The organism is Qipengyuania sp. ABI-127-1 (assembly GCA_022953095.1).
In the GTDB taxonomy this organism is placed as follows: Bacteria; Pseudomonadota; Alphaproteobacteria; order Sphingomonadales; family Sphingomonadaceae; genus Qipengyuania.
Genome location: JALJCR010000003.1, coordinates 173419 through 190114, shown reverse-complemented (window position 1 = coordinate 190114; position 16696 = coordinate 173419). Strand labels below are relative to the sequence as shown.

General features: G+C 63.5%; 19 protein-coding genes. 13 read left to right on the top strand and 6 right to left on the bottom strand.

The window, feature by feature from the left end:
- The first annotated feature begins 85 nt into the window (after positions 1–85).
- Positions 86–1303, top strand: coding sequence for a Ppx/GppA phosphatase family protein (locus MUY37_RS13600; RefSeq protein ID WP_499195904.1), 1218 nt, complete (start codon positions 86–88; stop codon positions 1301–1303).
- A gap of 108 nt (positions 1304–1411) precedes the next feature.
- A complete protein-coding gene (locus tag MUY37_RS13595; RefSeq protein WP_499195903.1) occupies positions 1412–2077 on the top strand; it encodes an RlmE family RNA methyltransferase in 666 nt (221 codons plus the stop codon).
- A gap of 64 nt (positions 2078–2141) precedes the next feature.
- Here the strand turns inward: MUY37_RS13595 and MUY37_RS13590 are convergent, their stop codons facing one another.
- Positions 2142–2849: a c-type cytochrome gene (locus MUY37_RS13590; RefSeq protein WP_499195902.1), complete on the bottom strand. Its 708-nt coding sequence runs from the start codon at positions 2847–2849 to the stop codon at positions 2142–2144.
- A gap of 136 nt (positions 2850–2985) precedes the next feature.
- On the opposite strand from MUY37_RS13590, the gene MUY37_RS13585 reads away from it, so the two are divergent.
- Entirely contained in the window at positions 2986–3879 is an 894-nt protein-coding gene (locus MUY37_RS13585; RefSeq protein ID WP_499195901.1) for a prephenate dehydratase, read from the top strand.
- Positions 3876–4805 (top strand): class A beta-lactamase, encoded by a 930-nt coding sequence (bla, locus tag MUY37_RS13580; RefSeq protein WP_499195900.1) that lies wholly within the window; start codon positions 3876–3878, stop codon positions 4803–4805. The genes MUY37_RS13585 and bla overlap by 4 nt, the downstream gene beginning before the upstream one ends.
- Here bla and MUY37_RS13575 read toward each other — a convergent pair whose 3' ends face one another.
- Positions 4806–5903 carry an isoaspartyl peptidase/L-asparaginase family protein gene (locus tag MUY37_RS13575; protein ID WP_499195899.1) on the bottom strand — a complete coding sequence of 366 codons (1098 nt, stop codon included), beginning with the start codon at positions 5901–5903 and terminating at the stop codon, positions 4806–4808.
- 109 nt (positions 5904–6012) lie between these two features.
- Here MUY37_RS13575 and MUY37_RS13570 point away from each other — a divergent pair, with 109 nt between their 5' ends.
- Both MUY37_RS13570 and MUY37_RS13565 read left to right on the top strand, forming a co-directional pair.
- Positions 6013–7221, top strand: coding sequence for a mechanosensitive ion channel (locus MUY37_RS13570; protein WP_499195898.1), 1209 nt, complete (start codon positions 6013–6015; stop codon positions 7219–7221).
- A 102-nt stretch (positions 7222–7323) separates the two neighbouring features.
- A complete protein-coding gene (locus MUY37_RS13565; RefSeq protein WP_499195897.1) occupies positions 7324–9411 on the top strand; it encodes a S9 family peptidase in 2088 nt (695 codons plus the stop codon).
- Here the strand turns inward: MUY37_RS13565 and MUY37_RS13560 are convergent.
- From MUY37_RS13560 to bufA2, 3 genes are all read right to left on the bottom strand, one after another.
- The gene (locus tag MUY37_RS13560; protein WP_499195896.1) at positions 9336–10178 is read right to left on the bottom strand and encodes an HvfC/BufC family peptide modification chaperone; all 843 of its coding nucleotides are present in this window, start codon (positions 10176–10178) and stop codon (positions 9336–9338) included. The genes MUY37_RS13565 and MUY37_RS13560 overlap by 76 nt on opposite strands.
- A complete protein-coding gene (bufB, locus tag MUY37_RS13555; protein WP_499195895.1) occupies positions 10175–11011 on the bottom strand; it encodes an MNIO family bufferin maturase in 837 nt (278 codons plus the stop codon). Before bufB ends, MUY37_RS13560 begins: the two co-directional genes overlap by 4 nt.
- Before the next feature lie 80 nt (positions 11012–11091).
- Positions 11092–11376, bottom strand: coding sequence for a BufA2 family periplasmic bufferin-type metallophore (gene bufA2 / locus MUY37_RS13550; protein ID WP_499195894.1), 285 nt, complete (start codon positions 11374–11376; stop codon positions 11092–11094).
- 196 nt (positions 11377–11572) lie between these two features.
- Between bufA2 and MUY37_RS13545 the strand changes: the two genes are divergently transcribed.
- Genes MUY37_RS13545 through MUY37_RS13530 form a run of 4 tightly spaced genes read left to right on the top strand, consistent with a single transcriptional unit; the run spans position 11573 to position 13555 of the window.
- Positions 11573–11860, top strand: coding sequence for a BufA1 family periplasmic bufferin-type metallophore (locus MUY37_RS13545; protein ID WP_115415840.1), 288 nt, complete (start codon positions 11573–11575; stop codon positions 11858–11860).
- A 32-nt stretch (positions 11861–11892) separates the two neighbouring features.
- Positions 11893–12351 carry a DoxX family protein gene (locus tag MUY37_RS13540; RefSeq protein WP_499195893.1) on the top strand — a complete coding sequence of 153 codons (459 nt, stop codon included), beginning with the start codon at positions 11893–11895 and terminating at the stop codon, positions 12349–12351.
- A gap of 30 nt (positions 12352–12381) precedes the next feature.
- Positions 12382–12912, top strand: a complete 531-nt coding sequence (locus tag MUY37_RS13535) for a sigma-70 family RNA polymerase sigma factor (RefSeq protein ID WP_499195892.1) — start codon at positions 12382–12384, stop codon at positions 12910–12912.
- A 1-nt stretch (position 12913) separates the two neighbouring features.
- On the top strand, positions 12914–13555 hold the full coding sequence (locus tag MUY37_RS13530) for a DUF1109 domain-containing protein (RefSeq protein ID WP_499195891.1): 642 nt from the start codon (positions 12914–12916) through the stop codon (positions 13553–13555).
- A 27-nt stretch (positions 13556–13582) separates the two neighbouring features.
- Here the strand turns inward: MUY37_RS13530 and MUY37_RS13525 are convergent, their stop codons facing one another.
- Complete coding sequence (locus MUY37_RS13525) at positions 13583–14134, bottom strand: DUF2799 domain-containing protein (protein ID WP_499195890.1); 552 nt, start codon at positions 14132–14134, stop codon at positions 13583–13585.
- 340 nt (positions 14135–14474) lie between these two features.
- Here MUY37_RS13525 and ispG point away from each other — a divergent pair, with 340 nt between their 5' ends.
- From ispG to MUY37_RS13510, 3 genes are read left to right on the top strand one after another with little or no spacing between them, the layout of a single operon-like run.
- Positions 14475–15617, top strand: coding sequence for a flavodoxin-dependent (E)-4-hydroxy-3-methylbut-2-enyl-diphosphate synthase (gene ispG, locus MUY37_RS13520; RefSeq protein ID WP_499195889.1), 1143 nt, complete (start codon positions 14475–14477; stop codon positions 15615–15617).
- 2 nt (positions 15618–15619) lie between these two features.
- On the top strand, positions 15620–16108 hold the full coding sequence (locus tag MUY37_RS13515; protein WP_499195888.1) for a thioredoxin family protein: 489 nt from the start codon (positions 15620–15622) through the stop codon (positions 16106–16108).
- A 26-nt stretch (positions 16109–16134) separates the two neighbouring features.
- Complete coding sequence (locus MUY37_RS13510) at positions 16135–16686, top strand: retropepsin-like aspartic protease family protein (RefSeq protein WP_499195887.1); 552 nt, start codon at positions 16135–16137, stop codon at positions 16684–16686.
- Positions 16687–16696: the final 10 nt, after the last annotated feature.

Here is a 16696-nt window from a genome sequence, read left to right as displayed (position 1 = left end):
TGCCCCGCCCCCGCTTCGCCGCTAGCATCGCCGCCAAGTCCCCGTGCACGGTGGTTTGCGCGGGAGGAATAAGAAAGCTCCGACTATGGCGGACCATACTCCGCCGGACACGAAAAGGGGGCGCGGGACACAACGGGGCGGCAAGTCCGGCAAGGTAGCCGATTTCCGCTACAAACGCCCTTCCCGGCCCGAAACGAAGCGTGGCGGCAAACGTAATGCGCCGCATCGCGACAGCGCAATCGTTCCCCGGCCGAACGGTCAGCCCGGCCCACATTCCGGCCATCCGCCGCGCCGACAGGCCTATGCGGCACTCGATCTGGGCACCAATAACTGCCGCCTGCTGATAGCCCGGCCATCGGGCGAGAATTTTACCGTGATCGATGCGTTCAGCCGCGTCGTTCGCTTGGGCGAGGGACTCGCGGCCAGTGGCAAACTGTCCGACGAGGCGATGGAACGCACAGTGGCGGCGCTGCATGTCTGCGCGGAGAAACTCCGCCGCCGCAATGTTCGGCTTGCCCGGTCGGTCGCCACGGAAGCATGCCGCCGTGCCTCCAACGGCGAAGCCTTCATCGAGCGGGTGCAACGCGAAACCGGCATCATGCTCGACATCATTTCCGCTCAGGAAGAGGCACGGCTTGCCGTGCTTGGCTGTCATGTCTTGCTGGAGGAAGGCAACGGCCCGGCGATCATTTTCGATATTGGCGGCGGCTCCACCGAACTCGTGCTGGTGCAGCCGGGTGAAAAAGTCCCGCGCATTCTCGATTGGCTGAGCGTTCCCTGGGGCGTGGTCTCCCTCACCGACATGGTCGATGGGACAGACGAAAGCGAGGACGCTCGGCTCGATCGTTATGTCCAGATGCGCCGCACGGTCGGACGCAGCTTCGCCGAATTCGCCGAACGGATCCGCGAGCATACCTGCGCGCCCGATCCGATCCGGCTGCTCGGCACCAGCGGAACCGTGACGACGCTGGCCAGCCTGCATCTGGAGCTGCCCCAATATGATCGGCGCGCGGTCGATGGCTTGATCGTGCCCTCGCTGGCGATGCGCGACATTTCGACCAGGCTCTCGCGCATGAGCGCACCGGAACGAAAACGCTTGCCCTGCATCGGCGACGATCGGGCGAATCTCGTTATTGCCGGCTGTGCTATTCTCGAATCGATCCTCGACATCTGGCCCGCCGAACAGCTTGGCGTGGCCGATCGCGGCATTCGCGAAGGCATATTGCGCAGCCTGATCGCCGCCGACGCGGAAGGCGAGCGCAGCCGCGCTGCGGTCCAGCGAATGCGAGAGCAGGATGTTTGATTTCGGTGTGTTTGATGCGTGCGGGAAGCGCCTCCGCGCTTCCCTTTCGGCTGTTCCAGCAAGCCTTCGACGGAGGTCGAAGGTGTACCAAGCAAGGACCCAATCATAATGGCACGCTCAGGCAAAGACCGCGACACGCGCGTCCGTACCGCGAAGAAACGCACCGCGAGCTCGACCCGCTGGCTGCAACGCCAGCTCAACGATCCTTACGTGAAACAGGCCAAAGCCGAAGGGTATCGCAGCCGCGCCGCCTACAAGCTGATCGAGCTGGACGAGAAGTTCGGCCTGCTCAAAGGTGTCACGCGCGTCGTCGATCTCGGCATCGCGCCGGGTGGGTGGAGCCAGGTGGTGCGCAAGCTGAAGCCCAAAGCCCATGTGGTGGGTATCGACCTGCTCGAAGTCGAGCCCATCGAAGGCGTGACCATTTTCCAGATGGATTTCATGGACGATGAGGCCCCCGCAGTGCTGGAAGACGCGCTGGGTGGGAAGGCCGACCTGGTCATGAGCGATATGGCTGCCAATACCGTGGGCCACAAGCAGACCGACCACTTGCGTACCATGGGGCTGGTAGAGGCGGGGGCCTGGTTCGCGATCGAGAATCTGGCACCCGGCGGAACCTATCTGGCGAAGGTGCTCGCCGGAGGGACAGACAACGAAATGCTCAAACTGCTCAAACAGCATTTCAAGACGGTTAAGCACGCCAAACCGCCCGCCAGCCGTAAGGGTTCGAGCGAATGGTACGTCATCGCGCAAGGCTTCAAGGGCGGCGCATAGGCGCAGGGCACAAAAAACCCCGCCATGGGCGGGGTTTCGAAATTGATCGATAGCGAAACCGGGGTCAGTCGACCTTGGTTGCGCCTTCATTGTCGATCGCGGCGTTGTCGGCAGCAACCGGCTGGTCGGCGCTCATCCCGCCAGCAGCTTCCGCGGCGCCCACTTCGGCGCCTTCGACCGGACCGGGACCGGCGCCCGGCGCATCCTCGCCTTCGGCAACCTCTTCTTCAGGAGCGGCGGGCTCGGGCTTGGCCGGTGCCCCCCCGTAAGTTGCCATGAACTCCATGACATTGGCCCGGTCTTCAGGTTTACTGAGGCCCGCAAAGCTCATCTTCGTGCCGTTGGCAAAGCCCCGCGGGCTCGTCAGCCAGGCATCCATGTTTTCCCATGTCCACTGGCCACCCTTTTCGCTGAGCGCCGAGCTGTAGGCGAAACCGGCCGCGCCGCCGGCAATCGCCTTGCCCATGACGCCATAAAGATTGGGACCGATACCGTTGGCCCCGCCCTGATCGATCGTGTGGCAGGCCGTGCACTTGGCGAAAACGCGCTCGCCAGCGGCGGCATCCGCATTGGCCAGCAAAGTGCCCAGGTCGGGTCCCGCATCGGCGCCGCCTTCGCTTTCCTCGCCTTCGATGAAATACCCGGGTTCCACACCCTCCGGCAGCCCGCCATCGTCGGCGTGGAAATACATCCCCGAAACTATGGAACCACCAAGGGCAATGATGCCCGCGAAGAGAACCCAGCCAGCGGCGGTGTTGAAGCGATCGTCCATTGCGTAAATACCCGGCGAAAAATCGGTTGGTCTGATGGTTGCGCGCCGCTCTAGTGCGCGTGCACGCCTTGCGCAAGTGCGCAGGGCGCAATACCGCTTGATGCGACCACAACGCATCCGTAACGCCGCTCGGACCATGCGCCAATTCGCCAAGCCCGCTCTCGCCCTCGTCGACTCGATGCGCGCCGCCGCAGCGCAAGATCCCGTGCGCGCCATTGCCTTTGGCGGCGCGCCGGGTTCGAACTCGCATCAGGCGGCTATGCAGTTCGCTCCCGATGCGCTGCCTTTGCCGTGCTTCAGCTTCGAAGATGCGCTCGAAGCGGTCGAAAGCGGTGCGGCAGGCTGCGCGATGATCCCGATCGAGAACAGCCAGCATGGCCGCGTGGCCGATATCCACTTCCTGCTTCCCGGCAGCGGTCTGGCCATCGTGGCCGAACATTTCATGCGCATCACGCACTGCCTGATTGCGCTCGGTCCGGGTCCGTTCGAGGCCGCCTACAGCCATCCGCAAGCGCTCGGTCAGTCGCACAAATTCCTGTCCGAACGCGGGATCATCGGACTCAGCCATGCCGATACAGCGGGCGCGGCGGCCTTCGTTGCGGAGAGTGGCAGGCGGGATGTCGCAGCCATCGCCCCGGCGCTGGCGGCAGATCTGTACGGTCTCGACATTATCGAGCGCGAAGTCGAGGACGCGCATGACAATACGACGCGATTCGTTGTGCTGGCGAAGGAGGCGCGCGATCCCATGGCGCTCGAAGGCGCACTGGCGATGACCACGTTCATTTTCGAAGTGAAGAATATCCCCGCCGCCCTTTACAAGGCGTTAGGCTGCTTCGCGACCAATGGGGTCAACATGACCAAGCTGGAAAGCTATCAAAAGGGCGCGAGCTTCGCGGCAACGCAGTTCTTTGCCGATATCGAAGGTGCCCCGGGCGATCCGCGCGTGGATGCCGCGCTGGAGGAACTCGCCTTCCAGACGAACGAGGTCCGCCTGCTAGGCAGCTATGCCCAGGCACGGAAGCGCGGATGACGCTCGACCGGCGCAGCATGATTGCAGGCGCAGCAGCTCTGGCGGGCATGGCCTGCGTGCCTCTCGACCGGAGCACGGACGGGCGCTTCTTAGCGACGTTTCGTATCCTGGAGCGCGCATTGGGAGGGCGGCTTGGCGTCGCGTTCCATACTCCGGCACGTCACGCCCATGTCGCATATCGCGGCGATGAACGTTTTCCAATGTGTTCGACATTCAAGACATCGCTCGCGGCGCAGGTCTTATCACTCGGACAGGACGGCACGCTGGACCTTTCCGAGCGGGTGACCTGGACAGCCGACGATCTCATCTTTCACACACCTTTCACCGGCGAACGTGTCGCGCAGGGAGCGACGCTGCGCGAACTCGCTCATGCCGCCCAGACGGTGTCGGACAATCTGGCGGCCAACCTGCTGCTCGACCGGGTCGGCGGCCCTGCCGGACTGACGGCCTTCTGGCGCAGGCTCGGCGACGAGACTTCGCGGCTCGACCGGATGGAGACGGCGGTGAATTTCGTCCCGGAAGGCGATGTCCGCGACACGACGACGCCGGTAGCCATGGCTCGCACACTCGCGAAAATGCTCGCTACGAACAGCGAATCGCCACTCGAAGCACCTCGGCGACGGGAACTGCGCCGGTGGATGATCGAATCGACGACCGGTCTCAAGCGCGTGAGGGCGGGGCTGCCCGAAGACTGGGTCGCTGGCGACAAGACCGGAAATTCGGGCGCGCATCCAGCAATGGGTTATCTGCGCGGGAATATCGGCTTTGCGCTCGATCCCTCTGAAGCGCCCACATTCTTTGCCGTGTATCATCAGTCGCCTGTCGGGGCACCGATCGATGGCCAAAGAGTCGACGCGACCTTCGCGCAAGTGGGAAGGCTCCTCGCCGATTGGGCGAAAAGCCACGAAGCGTCCATAAAGGCCTGATTATTCGTCGGCGTAGATCGCCACCTCGTTCGTGCCATCGCTGGTAGCGCGGCCGCGATACATGCCGCTGCTATTCATGCTGAACAGCGGGTGCCCCTCGCTGGTCACGACGATGACACCGCCATCGCCGCCCAGCGCCCCAACCTCGGCGATCACCGCATCGATCTCTTCCTGCGCCTGGGTGGCATCGAGCCCGAACTCGCTGGCGTGGACGATATAGGTCGGCTGCCCTTCACTGTCGCGCGGCACTTCGGCCTGCGCGGCGCCGATTTCCGTCTGATAGCGATAGCGCAGGCGCGTGCAGATCTCATGCGCAACGCCGACTCGGATGAAGAACTCGCCCCAGCCCGTGGCCGAAACCGCGCAGGCGCGGTTGTCGGCATAGGTGCCTGCGCCGATGATCGGGGCATCACCAATCCTGCCCCAGCGCTTGCCCGTCATCCCGCCGGTCGAGGTGCCCGCCGCCATGTTGCCCTCGCTGTCGAGCGCCACCGCACCGACGGTTCCGAACTTGATATCGACGTCGATCGCGGAAAGCTTCTCGGCCTTCATGCGTTCGAGCGAATTCCTGCGCCGCTCGGTCTCGAACCATTCGGGCGGCATGAGTTCCAGGCCTTGTTCCGCCGCGAATGCCTCTGCCCCGTCCCCCGCCAGCATGACATGCGGGCTGTCGGTCATGACCTTGCGGGCAAGCTCGATCGGGTGGCGGATGCCGGTGACGCCCGCCACGGCGCCCGCATCGCGCGTGCGCCCGTCCATGATTGAAGCGTCGAGTTCGATATCGCCATCCCAAGTCAGCACCGCGCCGCGTCCGGCGTTGAACAGCGGATCGTCCTCCATCGGTTCGATCGCCGCCTGGATCGCATCCATCGCGCTGCCGCCTTCGCGCAGCACCTTGGCCCCGGCATCGAGCGCCTTCTGCAGCGCCGCGCGATAAGCCGCGTCCTGCTCCGCCGTCATGCTTTCGCGTTCAATGGTCCCGGCACCGCCATGGATGGCGATCGACCAGCCCGGATCCTCCTGCGCCGCCGCAGGATATGCGAACAAAATCGAAATCGCGGCGAAAGCGCGGGCTAGCGGTGTGAAAAATCCTCTCATGCGAGAGGGATAGCACGGCGAGTTATCCACTCAATCCCCCAGAAGCATTTTGTAGATTTCCGACACCGTGATAGCCCTGACGCTACGGAAACCAATGGGGAGAGGTTTCATGATTTTCGATCGCTATCGTTTCGACGAACAGCTGGCGATGGAGCTGGGGGAAAAAATCCTGCTGGCCATCGTTGCGCTCGTCATCACCTGGCTCGCCGCACGCGCGGCGAAATGGGCCTTCGCCAAACTCGTCGACGCTGTCGATTTCTTCAAGCGCGGAACGGGCAGCGGCCAGTCGCTGGGAGAATCGCTGGGCAAGATCGTATCCTTGCTGATCTGGCTGTTCGGCTTGCTGATCATTCTCAATATCCTCGAACTGGGCGGTGTTGCGGGGCCGATCGACAGCCTGCTCGAGAACGTCGTCGATTTCCTGCCCAACCTGCTGTGGGCGGGCCTGATCTTCTTCATCGGCATGATGGTTGCGCGGATTGCGCGCGACCTGGTCGTGACGACGCTGCAAACAGTCGATTTCGACAAATGGGCCAATCGCGGCGGGGTCGACAATGTCACCGGCAACACCACGATCAGCAAGACGATCGGCACCATCATCTATGTCCTGATCGCCATTCCGGTGGCAATCGCCGCGCTCGAACAGCTTGGCATCGATTCGATCAGCGGTCCGGCTTCGCGCATGCTCGAGATGATCTTCGCCGCCATCCCGAACATCATCGCCGCGGCAGTGCTGCTGGGGATCGGCTATCTGATCAGCAAATTCGTGGTGCAGATCATCAAAGAGGTGTTGCCGGGCCTTGGGGTCGACCGGGCACTGGCGGAAACCGGACTGGTCGGAGACGGCACCACCGCATCGGGCATCATCGCCCGCGTGGTACAAGTCGCGATCATCCTGTTCTTCGCCATCGCGGCTACACGGTTGCTCGGTTTTCCCGAACTGACCGTGATCTTGGATCAACTGCTCGAACTGGGCGGACGGGTGATCTTCGGGGCGGTGGTCATCGCCTTCGGCTTCCTGATCGCCAATCTGCTTGCCCGTCTCATCGCGGGCGATGCCGGAAGCACGACGGCCGCGACCATCGTCCGCTGGGCAACGATCATTCTGTTCGTCTTCATGGGACTGCAATTCACCGGCATCGGCGGAATGATCCCGGCGAATGCGCTGACCATCCTCATCGCGGGAATCGCGGTCGCGGGCGCGCTCGCTTTCGGTCTCGGCGGCCGCGACTGGGCTGCACGGAAGCTCGAACAGATGGACAGCGATCTAGCCGGATCGGCCCCGAAATCGGACGATCCCTTGCCTCCGGGCGCCTGAACATAACAGCCCTTCGGCACCGCTAAAGGGGTGCGGGATTTGATCTTCCGTGCCCCTTTTTCTGTGCTACGCCGCATCCCGGGAAATAAGGAGACGAGGCAGATGAGAAGCCTTTTCGGGGCATGGGTGTTGGCCGCACCGCTGATCGCGGCGGGACCGCTGGCGGCGCAGGACGATACGACATTCAGCGCCGAGGACGTGTTCGCGCTGGAATATGCCGACGACCCCAGGATATCGCCCGATGGTCGCACTGTTCTCTTCGTCCGCCGCTCGAACGACATCATGTCCGACCGGACCGAGGGAGCGATCTGGATGGTCCCCGTGGCCGGTGGTGAACCGCGCCTGGTGGTCGAAGGGGCAAGCCGTGCCGAATGGTCACCCGATGGTCGCCGCATTGCCTATACCGGGCGCGGCTCCAACGACCGTGCCGCGATCTACACGCGCTGGATGGACAGCGGACAGGTTCAGCAGGTAGCAAGTCTGGACAGCGGTGCGAGCAGCCTGGCCTGGTCGCCCGACGGGCAATGGATCGCCTTTACCAGCAATGTCGATGCCGAGCGCAAACCGCTGGCTAAGATGCCGAAAAAGCCTGAAGGCGCCAAATGGTCGGACGCGGTCAAGGTGATCGACCACGCCCAGTTCCGCCGCGACGGCCAGGGCTTTCTCGACCCGGCCTTCCGCCATATTTTCGTGGTTCCCGCAAATGGCGGCACGCCGCGCCAATTGACCCAAGGCGATTTCGATCACGACGGACCGCTATCGTGGAGCCGCGACGGCCGAAGCATTTATTTCTCCGCAAATCGCAACGAGGGCTGGGAACTGCAGACGGTCGAGAGCGACATCTATACGGTCGATGTCGGCAGCGGCGCGCTCAGCCAGTTCACTTCCGGCAGCGGGGCGGAAGGCAACCCGCAAGTTTCGCCCGACGGCACGCATGTGGCTTTCGTCTGCATGCCGAATGTCAAGCGGCCGGTGTGGCAGATCGACGTCTGCGTGAAGAATGCCGACGGTAGCGGCGCGCGCAATCTCACCCAAAGCCTCGATCGCGAGGTCGGCGATATCCGCTGGGGCGGCAATCGCGCGATCTATGTCACCTTCGATGATCGCGGCGAGAAGAAGATCGGCCGTGTATCGCTGGACGGTCGTGTCACAACCGTTGCGGAGGGTCTCGGCGGCACAACTCTTGGGCGTCCCTATACAAGCGGCACTTACGATGTGGCGGCAAACGGCACGCTGGCCTGGACCGCGGGGACCAGCCAGCGGCCCGCCGATCTCGCCGTGCGCAGCGGCAACCGCACTCGCCAGCTTACGTCCCTGAACGAGGACGTTCTCGCCCACAGAACGCTCGGCAAGGTGCACGAGATCACCTATAATTCGAGTTTCGACGGCACCGAGATCCAGGGCTGGTACGTCACGCCGCCCGGCTTCGACCCGGGGAAGAAATACCCGCTGATCCTTGAGATCCACGGCGGCCCCCATGCCGCCTATGGCCCGCATTTCAGCGCCGAGGTGCAGCGGTATGCCGCCGAGGGCTACGTCGTCTTCTACGACAACCATCGCGGTTCGACCTCCTATGGCGAGGATTTCGCTTTGCTGCTCGAGCACAAATATTCGAGCGAGGAGGACGCCGCCGATCACATGTCGGGCGTCGATGCGATGATCGCGAAGGGCTTTATCGACGAGGACAATCTCTTCGTCACCGGCGGTTCGGCAGGCGGGATCGCCACCGCCTATCTCGTCGGGCTGACCGATCGTTTCAATGCGGCGGTGGCGGCCAAGCCGGTGATCAACTGGCTATCGAAGACGCTGACGGCAGACAGCTATATTTTCCAGACGCATCATCAGTTCCCCGTCCTCCCATGGGAGGACCCGATGCATTACTGGAAACGCTCGCCACTGAGCCTGGTCGGCAATGTCACCACGCCGACCATGCTGCTGACCGGCGAAGAGGACCACCGCACACCGATCACGGAGAGCGAGCAGTTCTACCAGGCCTTGAAATTGCGCGGCGTCGACACAATGCTCATTCGCGTTCCGGGCAGTTCGCATGGCATTGCCGCGCGGCCATCGCGCCTGATTGCCAAAACCGAGAACATCCTCGCCTGGTTCGACCGTTACCGGACCGACAAGGACGAGTCGGACGCGAAGGGCGAGAGCGGGGTAACGGCGGGCGACGCCACTACCCCCTGAGCCAGTTTTTCGACCAGCCCTTCGCCGACCCATCGGGCCAGCATCGCACCGGCTTCGGCGATTGCCGCTTCTTCGCCCAGCGTTTCGATCAGCGCCGCGCAAACCGCGCCGAATGTCGCGCCCCTCTGAAACGCGTCCAGTGCCGCGCCTTCCCATGCCGGCCGAAGAGCGAAGACGGGTCGTTCGCCCTCGCGCCAGACGATCGCACATTGCGCCTCTCCGCACGGGACCACATCCGGTTTCGCCCTATCCGCAGCAAGGGAAGACCAGAGGCGAACGAGATCATGGCTTGCGCCAACCACGCGCAGATCGGGCACCAAGGTTAATGTGAGGTCTTCCCAGTCGCCTTCGGTGAATTTGGCGCAGGCCTCCCCGAATCCGGCGGTGGTCAGCGGTTTTGTGTTCCGTGCGACAAATGCCTCGTGCATCGCCCATTCGAGCGCAGCCAGTTCGGCCACGTCGGGATCGTGTGTGAAAAGCTCGGTGCAGGTTTCGGGAAAGCCCTTCCCGACGAGGTCGAGAGTCCAGCTTCGCGGGGGATGCATGATGCAGTGATGCGCGGCGGCGCGGCGGAACGCATCCTCGCCGACAAGCCGCTCGGTCCTCTCGAAGGTCGAGCGTAGCGCTTCCATCAACGACGTGCGGTAATTGTTGCGATAAATCGCGAGACCCGGCGCGCGTTCGTCGCCCCAGCCCGTTGGCAAAGGTGCCTCATCGTCAAGAATCGCGCCGAGAAAGGCCGCCTGTCGCTGGGCAAGGCCGGTCATGCTGCGATGGCCCCCGCATTGCCCCGCCCCAGCGATCGCGCGAGCTCGAGTTCGGCGAGCAACTCGGCCAGCGGCGGGATCTTGTCGTCGCGCTCGATCATCGTCGCGACCGGCCCGAGCTGCGCGATCGTATCCGCATAAAGCTCCCACACGCCGCCGCTCACCGCGCGGTCGTGCGTGTCGATGATGATCTCGCCCGGTTCGTGCCCTGCCAAATGGATCTGGCGCACCCGGTCGAGCGGGAGCCCGGCGATGTAGTCGCGCGCCGAAAACCCGTGATTATGCGCGCTCACATAGACATTGTTGATGTCGAGCAGCAGGTAGCATCCCGTCCGCTGCGCCATCTCCGACAGGAATTCCCATTCGGCCATCTCGTCTTCGGGAAAGGTCAGATAGCTCGACGGATTTTCGAACAACATCGGCCGCCCAAGCGCGTCCTGCGCGCGGTCGATATTGGCACAGACCGCGTCGAGCGCCTCGCGCGTCAGCGGCAGCGGCAGGAGGTCGTGGCTGTTGTGCGCACTGGTGCGGGTCCAGCACAGATGGTCGGACACCCACAGCGGATCGATCCGGTCGGCCAGCCCGCGCAGCTGCGAGAGGTGATCTTCATCCAACCCTTGCGCGGACCCGATCGACATCGACACGCCGTGAAGGATCACCGGGTGCTTTTCGCGCACCTGTTCGAGCACGCGCAAAGGCTTGCCGCCCTCGACCATGTAGTTTTCGGAAATGACCTCGACGAAATCGACATCGACCTCGCCCTCGAGGAAGTCGGCGTAGTGGGTGCGCCTGAGGCCGAGGCCGAAACCGTGAAAGGGGGCGATCGCGCTCATTGTGACTCCGTTACGAGAAGGAGGTTGCGGCCCGGCGGACCGGAGGAGGATAGGGGTTGGCCGGGCCGCCGGGAGACGGATCAGCCGAGGTCGCCGATCGTGCCGCCCTTGGCGAGGCAGTCACCCGCCTTCATCGCCTTGAAGCCGTGACCCTTGCAGTCGTTCTGGCCCTTGCAGGCATTCTCGGTGGTCGCGCAGTCGGCCTGACCCTTGCACGAATGCACGCCGTAGCAATGGACGGTGTCTTCCGCACCGAGCGCGCGGCCGGTGCTGCCCGCGGGCGGTTCGGCAGCGAAAGCAGCCATGGAGGAAAGCGCGAAGGCTGCGGCGGCGGCTGCGGCGGCGGGTTTGCGAATGGCGGTCATTGGACGTGATCCCTTTTGATCGTGATGCGCGGGACTGCGCACACGGGGGTCGTTCGCGCGCTGGCCCGCGCCGGTTACACCGCCGGAATTTTTTCGTCGCGCTGTAACGATGCCCGGCACCCGCCCGAATGACAGGCCAGTTCCGGCGTTCGTGCCGGGGCGCCCCCCAGATGAAGTTTTCGAGAGAGATACCGATATGAACACCCAATCGATTGCCCGTCTCGCCGGTATGGCGCTGTCCGCCAGCGTCGCCGCCGGTCTTGCCGCCACCCCAGCCGCCGCGCAGAAGAAACCCGCGATGGAAAAATGCTACGGCGTCGCCAAGGCTGGCGAAAACGATTGCGCCGCAGGACCTGGCACCAGCTGCGCCGGAACCTCCACCCGCGATTACCAGGGCAATGCCTGGAAGCTCGTCCCCAAGGGCAGTTGCGAGAAGATCTCCACACCCAAGGGCAAGGGTTCGCTGACCGCCATCAAGCGCTGACCGATCCCGCTCCCAGCCACACGAGGTAAGCCATGCAGACGCTACTAGCCCGCTACGATCACCTTGCCGCATGGCTCGCTTCGCGCGTGCCGGAAGGGCTGGCGCTGCTGCTTACCCGTGTGGCGCTCGCCGGGATCTTCTGGCGCTCGGGCCGCACCAAGGTCGAGGACGGTTCGCTGCTCTCGATCAGCGACCAGGCCTATTTCCTGTTCGAATATGAATATTCGGATCTGCCCATCCCCCCGGCCATCGCGACCCCGATGGCCACCTATGCCGAGCACCTCTTCCCCATCCTGCTGGTGCTCGGCTTTTTTTCGCGGTTCTCGGCGCTGGCGCTGCTGGTGATGACGCTGGTGATCCAGATCTTCGTCTATCCCGAAGCATGGTGGCAAACGCATATCGTGTGGGTCGCCATGGCGGCAGTGCTGGTATCGCGCGGGGGAGGCCTGTTCTCGCTCGACGCGCTGCTCGCCTCGCGCCGCGCCAGCTGATAGCCTGCGGATCGAGGGGAGAAGGACGCGATGATCGCCGACGAAGCCAGCCTTGCGCAGCTGATGGCCGCCTCGCAAAAGGGCGATGCCAGCGCCTATCGCGTGCTCCTCGCCGAAATCCAGCTGTGGCTCGAACGCTATTTCCGCCGCCGGGTCGCCCCGGCGCAGCTCGACGATCTGGTTCAGGAAGTGATGATGGCCGTACACGCCAAGCGCGCGACCTGGGACCCGACCCGCGCCTTCCTGCCCTGGCTGGCGGCGATCGCGCGCTATCGCTGGGTCGATCACTTGCGCAAGGTCTATCGCAAGGCGGAAGACGAACTGGGCGACCACGACGCTGCCGAAGACAGCGACGAAGAGGCGGTGATGGCCCGGATGAGCCTGGAACGGTTGTTCGTTCACCTGCCGGACAAGCAGAGCGAAGTGATCGAACTGGTCAAGATCGAAGGGCTGTCGATCGCCGAAGCCTCGGCCAAGACCGGCCAGAGCGAAAGCCTGGTCAAGGTAAACATTCATCGCGGATTGAAGAAGCTGTCCGCGCTCGTAGAGAAAGCAGACTGACATGAACCGGGTTCCCAATTCCCTGATCGACGAGCTCGCGACCGATCTGTCGCCAGTCCAGCCGATGAAGCTGATGCACGGTATTGTGCTGGTGGCACTGGCCGTCGTCGGCACGATCCTCGCCGTCGAACTGCTCGATGGGCTATGGCGCGGCGTTCTGTCGGGCCACGCATCGGCGTTTTTCTTCATCGTCAATGGGATGCTGGGCCTGCTCGGTGTGGCAACGGCGTTGGCCGTGGTGCGCATGGCCGGACCGCGCGTCGGCAACAGCCATGACGGCGCGCGCTGGTCACTGGCGATGTTCGCGGTGCTGCCGGTTGCGGCGCTGGTGACGCTCGGCTTTCATGGCGATCTGCACGAAGTCACGCACGATCCTTATGGGCTGGACTGTTTCCTCGCCGGTTCGGCCTTTAGCGTGCTGACCTTTGCCGCGCTGGTCGGCTGGCTGCGGCGCGGAGCACCGGTCTCGACCACGCTTGCCGGGACCTTTACCGGCATCGCGGCGGGCGCGCTGGGAAGCTTCGCCTATGGCCTGGCCTGCCCGATCGACACGCTGGCCCACCTTGGCACCTGGCATGCCTTGCCGGTGGCTCTCGGCGCGCTTGTCGGGCGCTTCGCCGTCCCGCCGCTGGTGCGTTGGTAATCCGACCACCGACCATCGGCAGCCCGATCAGACAAAGGGCAGAGCCTCGAGCTCACGCCTGAGATCCTTGCGTTCGCGCCGAAGCTTGTCGTATTTGCGCCGGGCCTTGCGTTGTTCTTTTTCGGTTAGTTCATCCTCGTCCAGCGTCTTCTCCAGCTTTTCCAGTTCGGACCGGATCGAGGACAGGCGCGAGACAATCGCCGATCGGCGTGTCTCGATTTCATAGATGTGGTAGCCTTCCGCATAGGCATTGGAAAATTCGGGCGAGCGGCAGATCCCGTTATAGCCGTGTCCGGCGCGCCCCCAGGCAAACCCGTTATCGGGCTCGCAAAAGCGCTCCGTCCCATCTGCAAAACCACGTTGCAATTCGGCGATATTTGGTTCGAAACCGTGCTTACCGCAGTCTTTGAAGATGTCGTCGAGATAGTCCGCTCGATCGTGATTGGCCATCGCTCCGCGAAAACCCACATCATACCATGCGTCATAGGCGCAGCTTTTTTCCGAGATAGTCGCGCAAGCCGATAAACCTGCGATCAGGATTGTGCCTGAGCATATCAGTTTGAGTTTTCCGATCGCCATGTTTTCCCTCGGCTGCTGTGCATTTCCTCGACGACAGCCGCTAAGACCCGGGTGATGACGTCCTTGTGAATTGTCCGGTCATCTTACAGAAAGCACGCTTCGGCCTGCGCGGTCGCGTGTGCGGAAGCAGCGCCCTCCAAGGCCAAGCCCCCAACCACCGCCCGACCGGCCATTCCCGATAGTGGACCAAAATCATCCCAGGCAGGTCGGCCGGGAAACTCAGGGCGACCAAACCCCATCATGGTCACCAGAAAGATTGCCAAAGGCATCGGGCGATTCGTGCAGCACGGTATATGCCCTGTCATTGCCCCTTCATGCTCCACAGACTATATCGCGCATCATGTCTTCCATCCGCCCTTGGCGCACTATCGAGCGCCGCCAGTCCCGCCAGATCATGGTCGGCAACGTCCCCGTAGGTGGCGATGCGCCGATCACCGTGCAGACCATGACCAATACGCCGACCGAGGATGTAGGCGCGACGATCGATCAAATCCGCCGCTGCGAGGATGCGGGCGCGGATATCATTCGCGTTTCCTGCCCGACGGCGGAATCGACCGAACATTTCGACAAGATCACCAAGGCGGCTGGCGTCCCGATCGTCGCCGACATTCATTTCCACTACAAGCGCGCGCTCGAGGCCGCCGACAAAGGCGCGGCCTGCCTGCGGATCAATCCCGGCAATATCGGCAGCAGCGACCGCGTGGCCGAGGTGGTCCGCGCGGCTAAGGCCAATGGCTGCGCGATCCGCATCGGGGTGAACGCCGGAAGCCTGGAAAAGGACCTGCTCGAAAAATACGGCGAGCCCTGCCCCGAAGCGCTGATCGAAAGCGCGCTCGACCACATCAAGCTGCTGCAGGACCACGATTTCCACGAATACAAGGTGGCGGTGAAAGCCAGCGATGTGTTCCTCGCGGTAGCCGCCTATCACGGGCTGGCCGAGGCAGTGGACTGCCCGCTGCATCTCGGCATTACCGAGGCGGGCGGCCTCGTCGGCGGGACGGTGAAGAGCTCGATCGGGATCGGCAGCCTGCTGTGGGCGGGCATCGGCGACACGATCCGCGTCTCGCTCTCTGCCGAGCCCGAGCAGGAAGTGAAGGTCGGCTACGAGATTCTGAAAGCCCTGGGCCTGCGCACGCGCGGCGTCCGGGTGGTGTCCTGCCCGAGCTGTTCGCGCCAGGGTTTCGATGTGATCCGCACGGTCGAAACGCTCGAAAAGCGGCTCGAACACATCAAGACGCCGATGAGCCTCTCGGTCCTCGGCTGCGTGGTCAACGGCCCGGGCGAAGCGCGCGAGACCGATATCGGCATCACCGGCGGCGGCAATGGCAAACACATGGTCTACCTCTCAGGCGTGACCGACCACCATGTGAAGAGCGACGACATGCTCGACCACATCGTGAAACTGGTGGAAGAGAAAGCGGCACTCATCGAGGCGGGCGAGGCAGTGGCCTTCGATCCGCATGCGAGAGAGGCGGCGGAATAGCAATGCGTTGCATCGCTGCCGGTTTGGCGCTGCTTTTGGCAGCGTGTTCCCACACACCAGCACCCCAAGCGCCTCACCATCCCGAAGCGCGGGCTTACGATGCCCAGATGGATGCCACCGCTGCCGTGGATTCGGCACTGGCGCGGGCGGGTGAACGCGATACCAAAGTGCTGCTGGTCATGGGCGCGAACTGGTGTCACGACAGCCGGGCGCTGGCCGGCCTGTTCCAAACGCCGCGCTTTGCGGAACTGATCGACGAACATTTCGAACTGGTCATCGTAAATGTCGGAATGCCTCAGACCGATGACGGCCACAATCTGCATATTGCTCGCCGTTTCGGCCTCGAGGCGTTGCCGGGCACGCCCAATCTGCTGGTGGTCGATCCGCAGGGGACGCTGGTGAACCCAGAAACCGCCACCACCTGGCGCAATGCGGCAAGCCGCGATGCCGACGCAATCTATGCGGAGCTGCTGCGCTTTACCGCGATTTAACACCGCCTTGCGCATAGTCCGCCATCATGCGGGAGATCGCCCTTCTTGCTATTGCCATCACGGCCTTCGCGGGCGCAGCCTTGGTGCCCGATGGCCCGATGGATTTCGCCACCGAAGGCGCGCCCGCCGACACAGCCATCGCTGACACGGCCGCGTACACCGCGAGCGATCCGCAAGCGGGCGACACCGACAGCTATGCCGCATGGGTTGCGGGTGCGACCGAATTGCCGCGCGCCGCGGACGGCCATTTCTATGCCGATGCCAACATCAACGGAACGCGGCTCACCTTCCTGATCGATACCGGGGCAAGCATAGTCGCGCTGACCGGCACCGATGCGCGGGCGGCGGGTCTGTTTTGGTCCCCGGCAGACATACGCCCGGTGGGCCGCGGCGCGTCGGGTCCGGTGCATGGCGTGGAAGTATCACTGGATAGGGTGACCCTGGGCGGCCACGAAGCGCGCAATGTTCGCGCTGTCATCGTGCCCGATGGTCTTGCCGTCTCGCTGCTCGGCCAGAGCTTTCTGACCACCATCCAGCCGGTACGGATCGAGGGCGACCGCATGGTGCTGGGCGAATAGCCAGACCGGC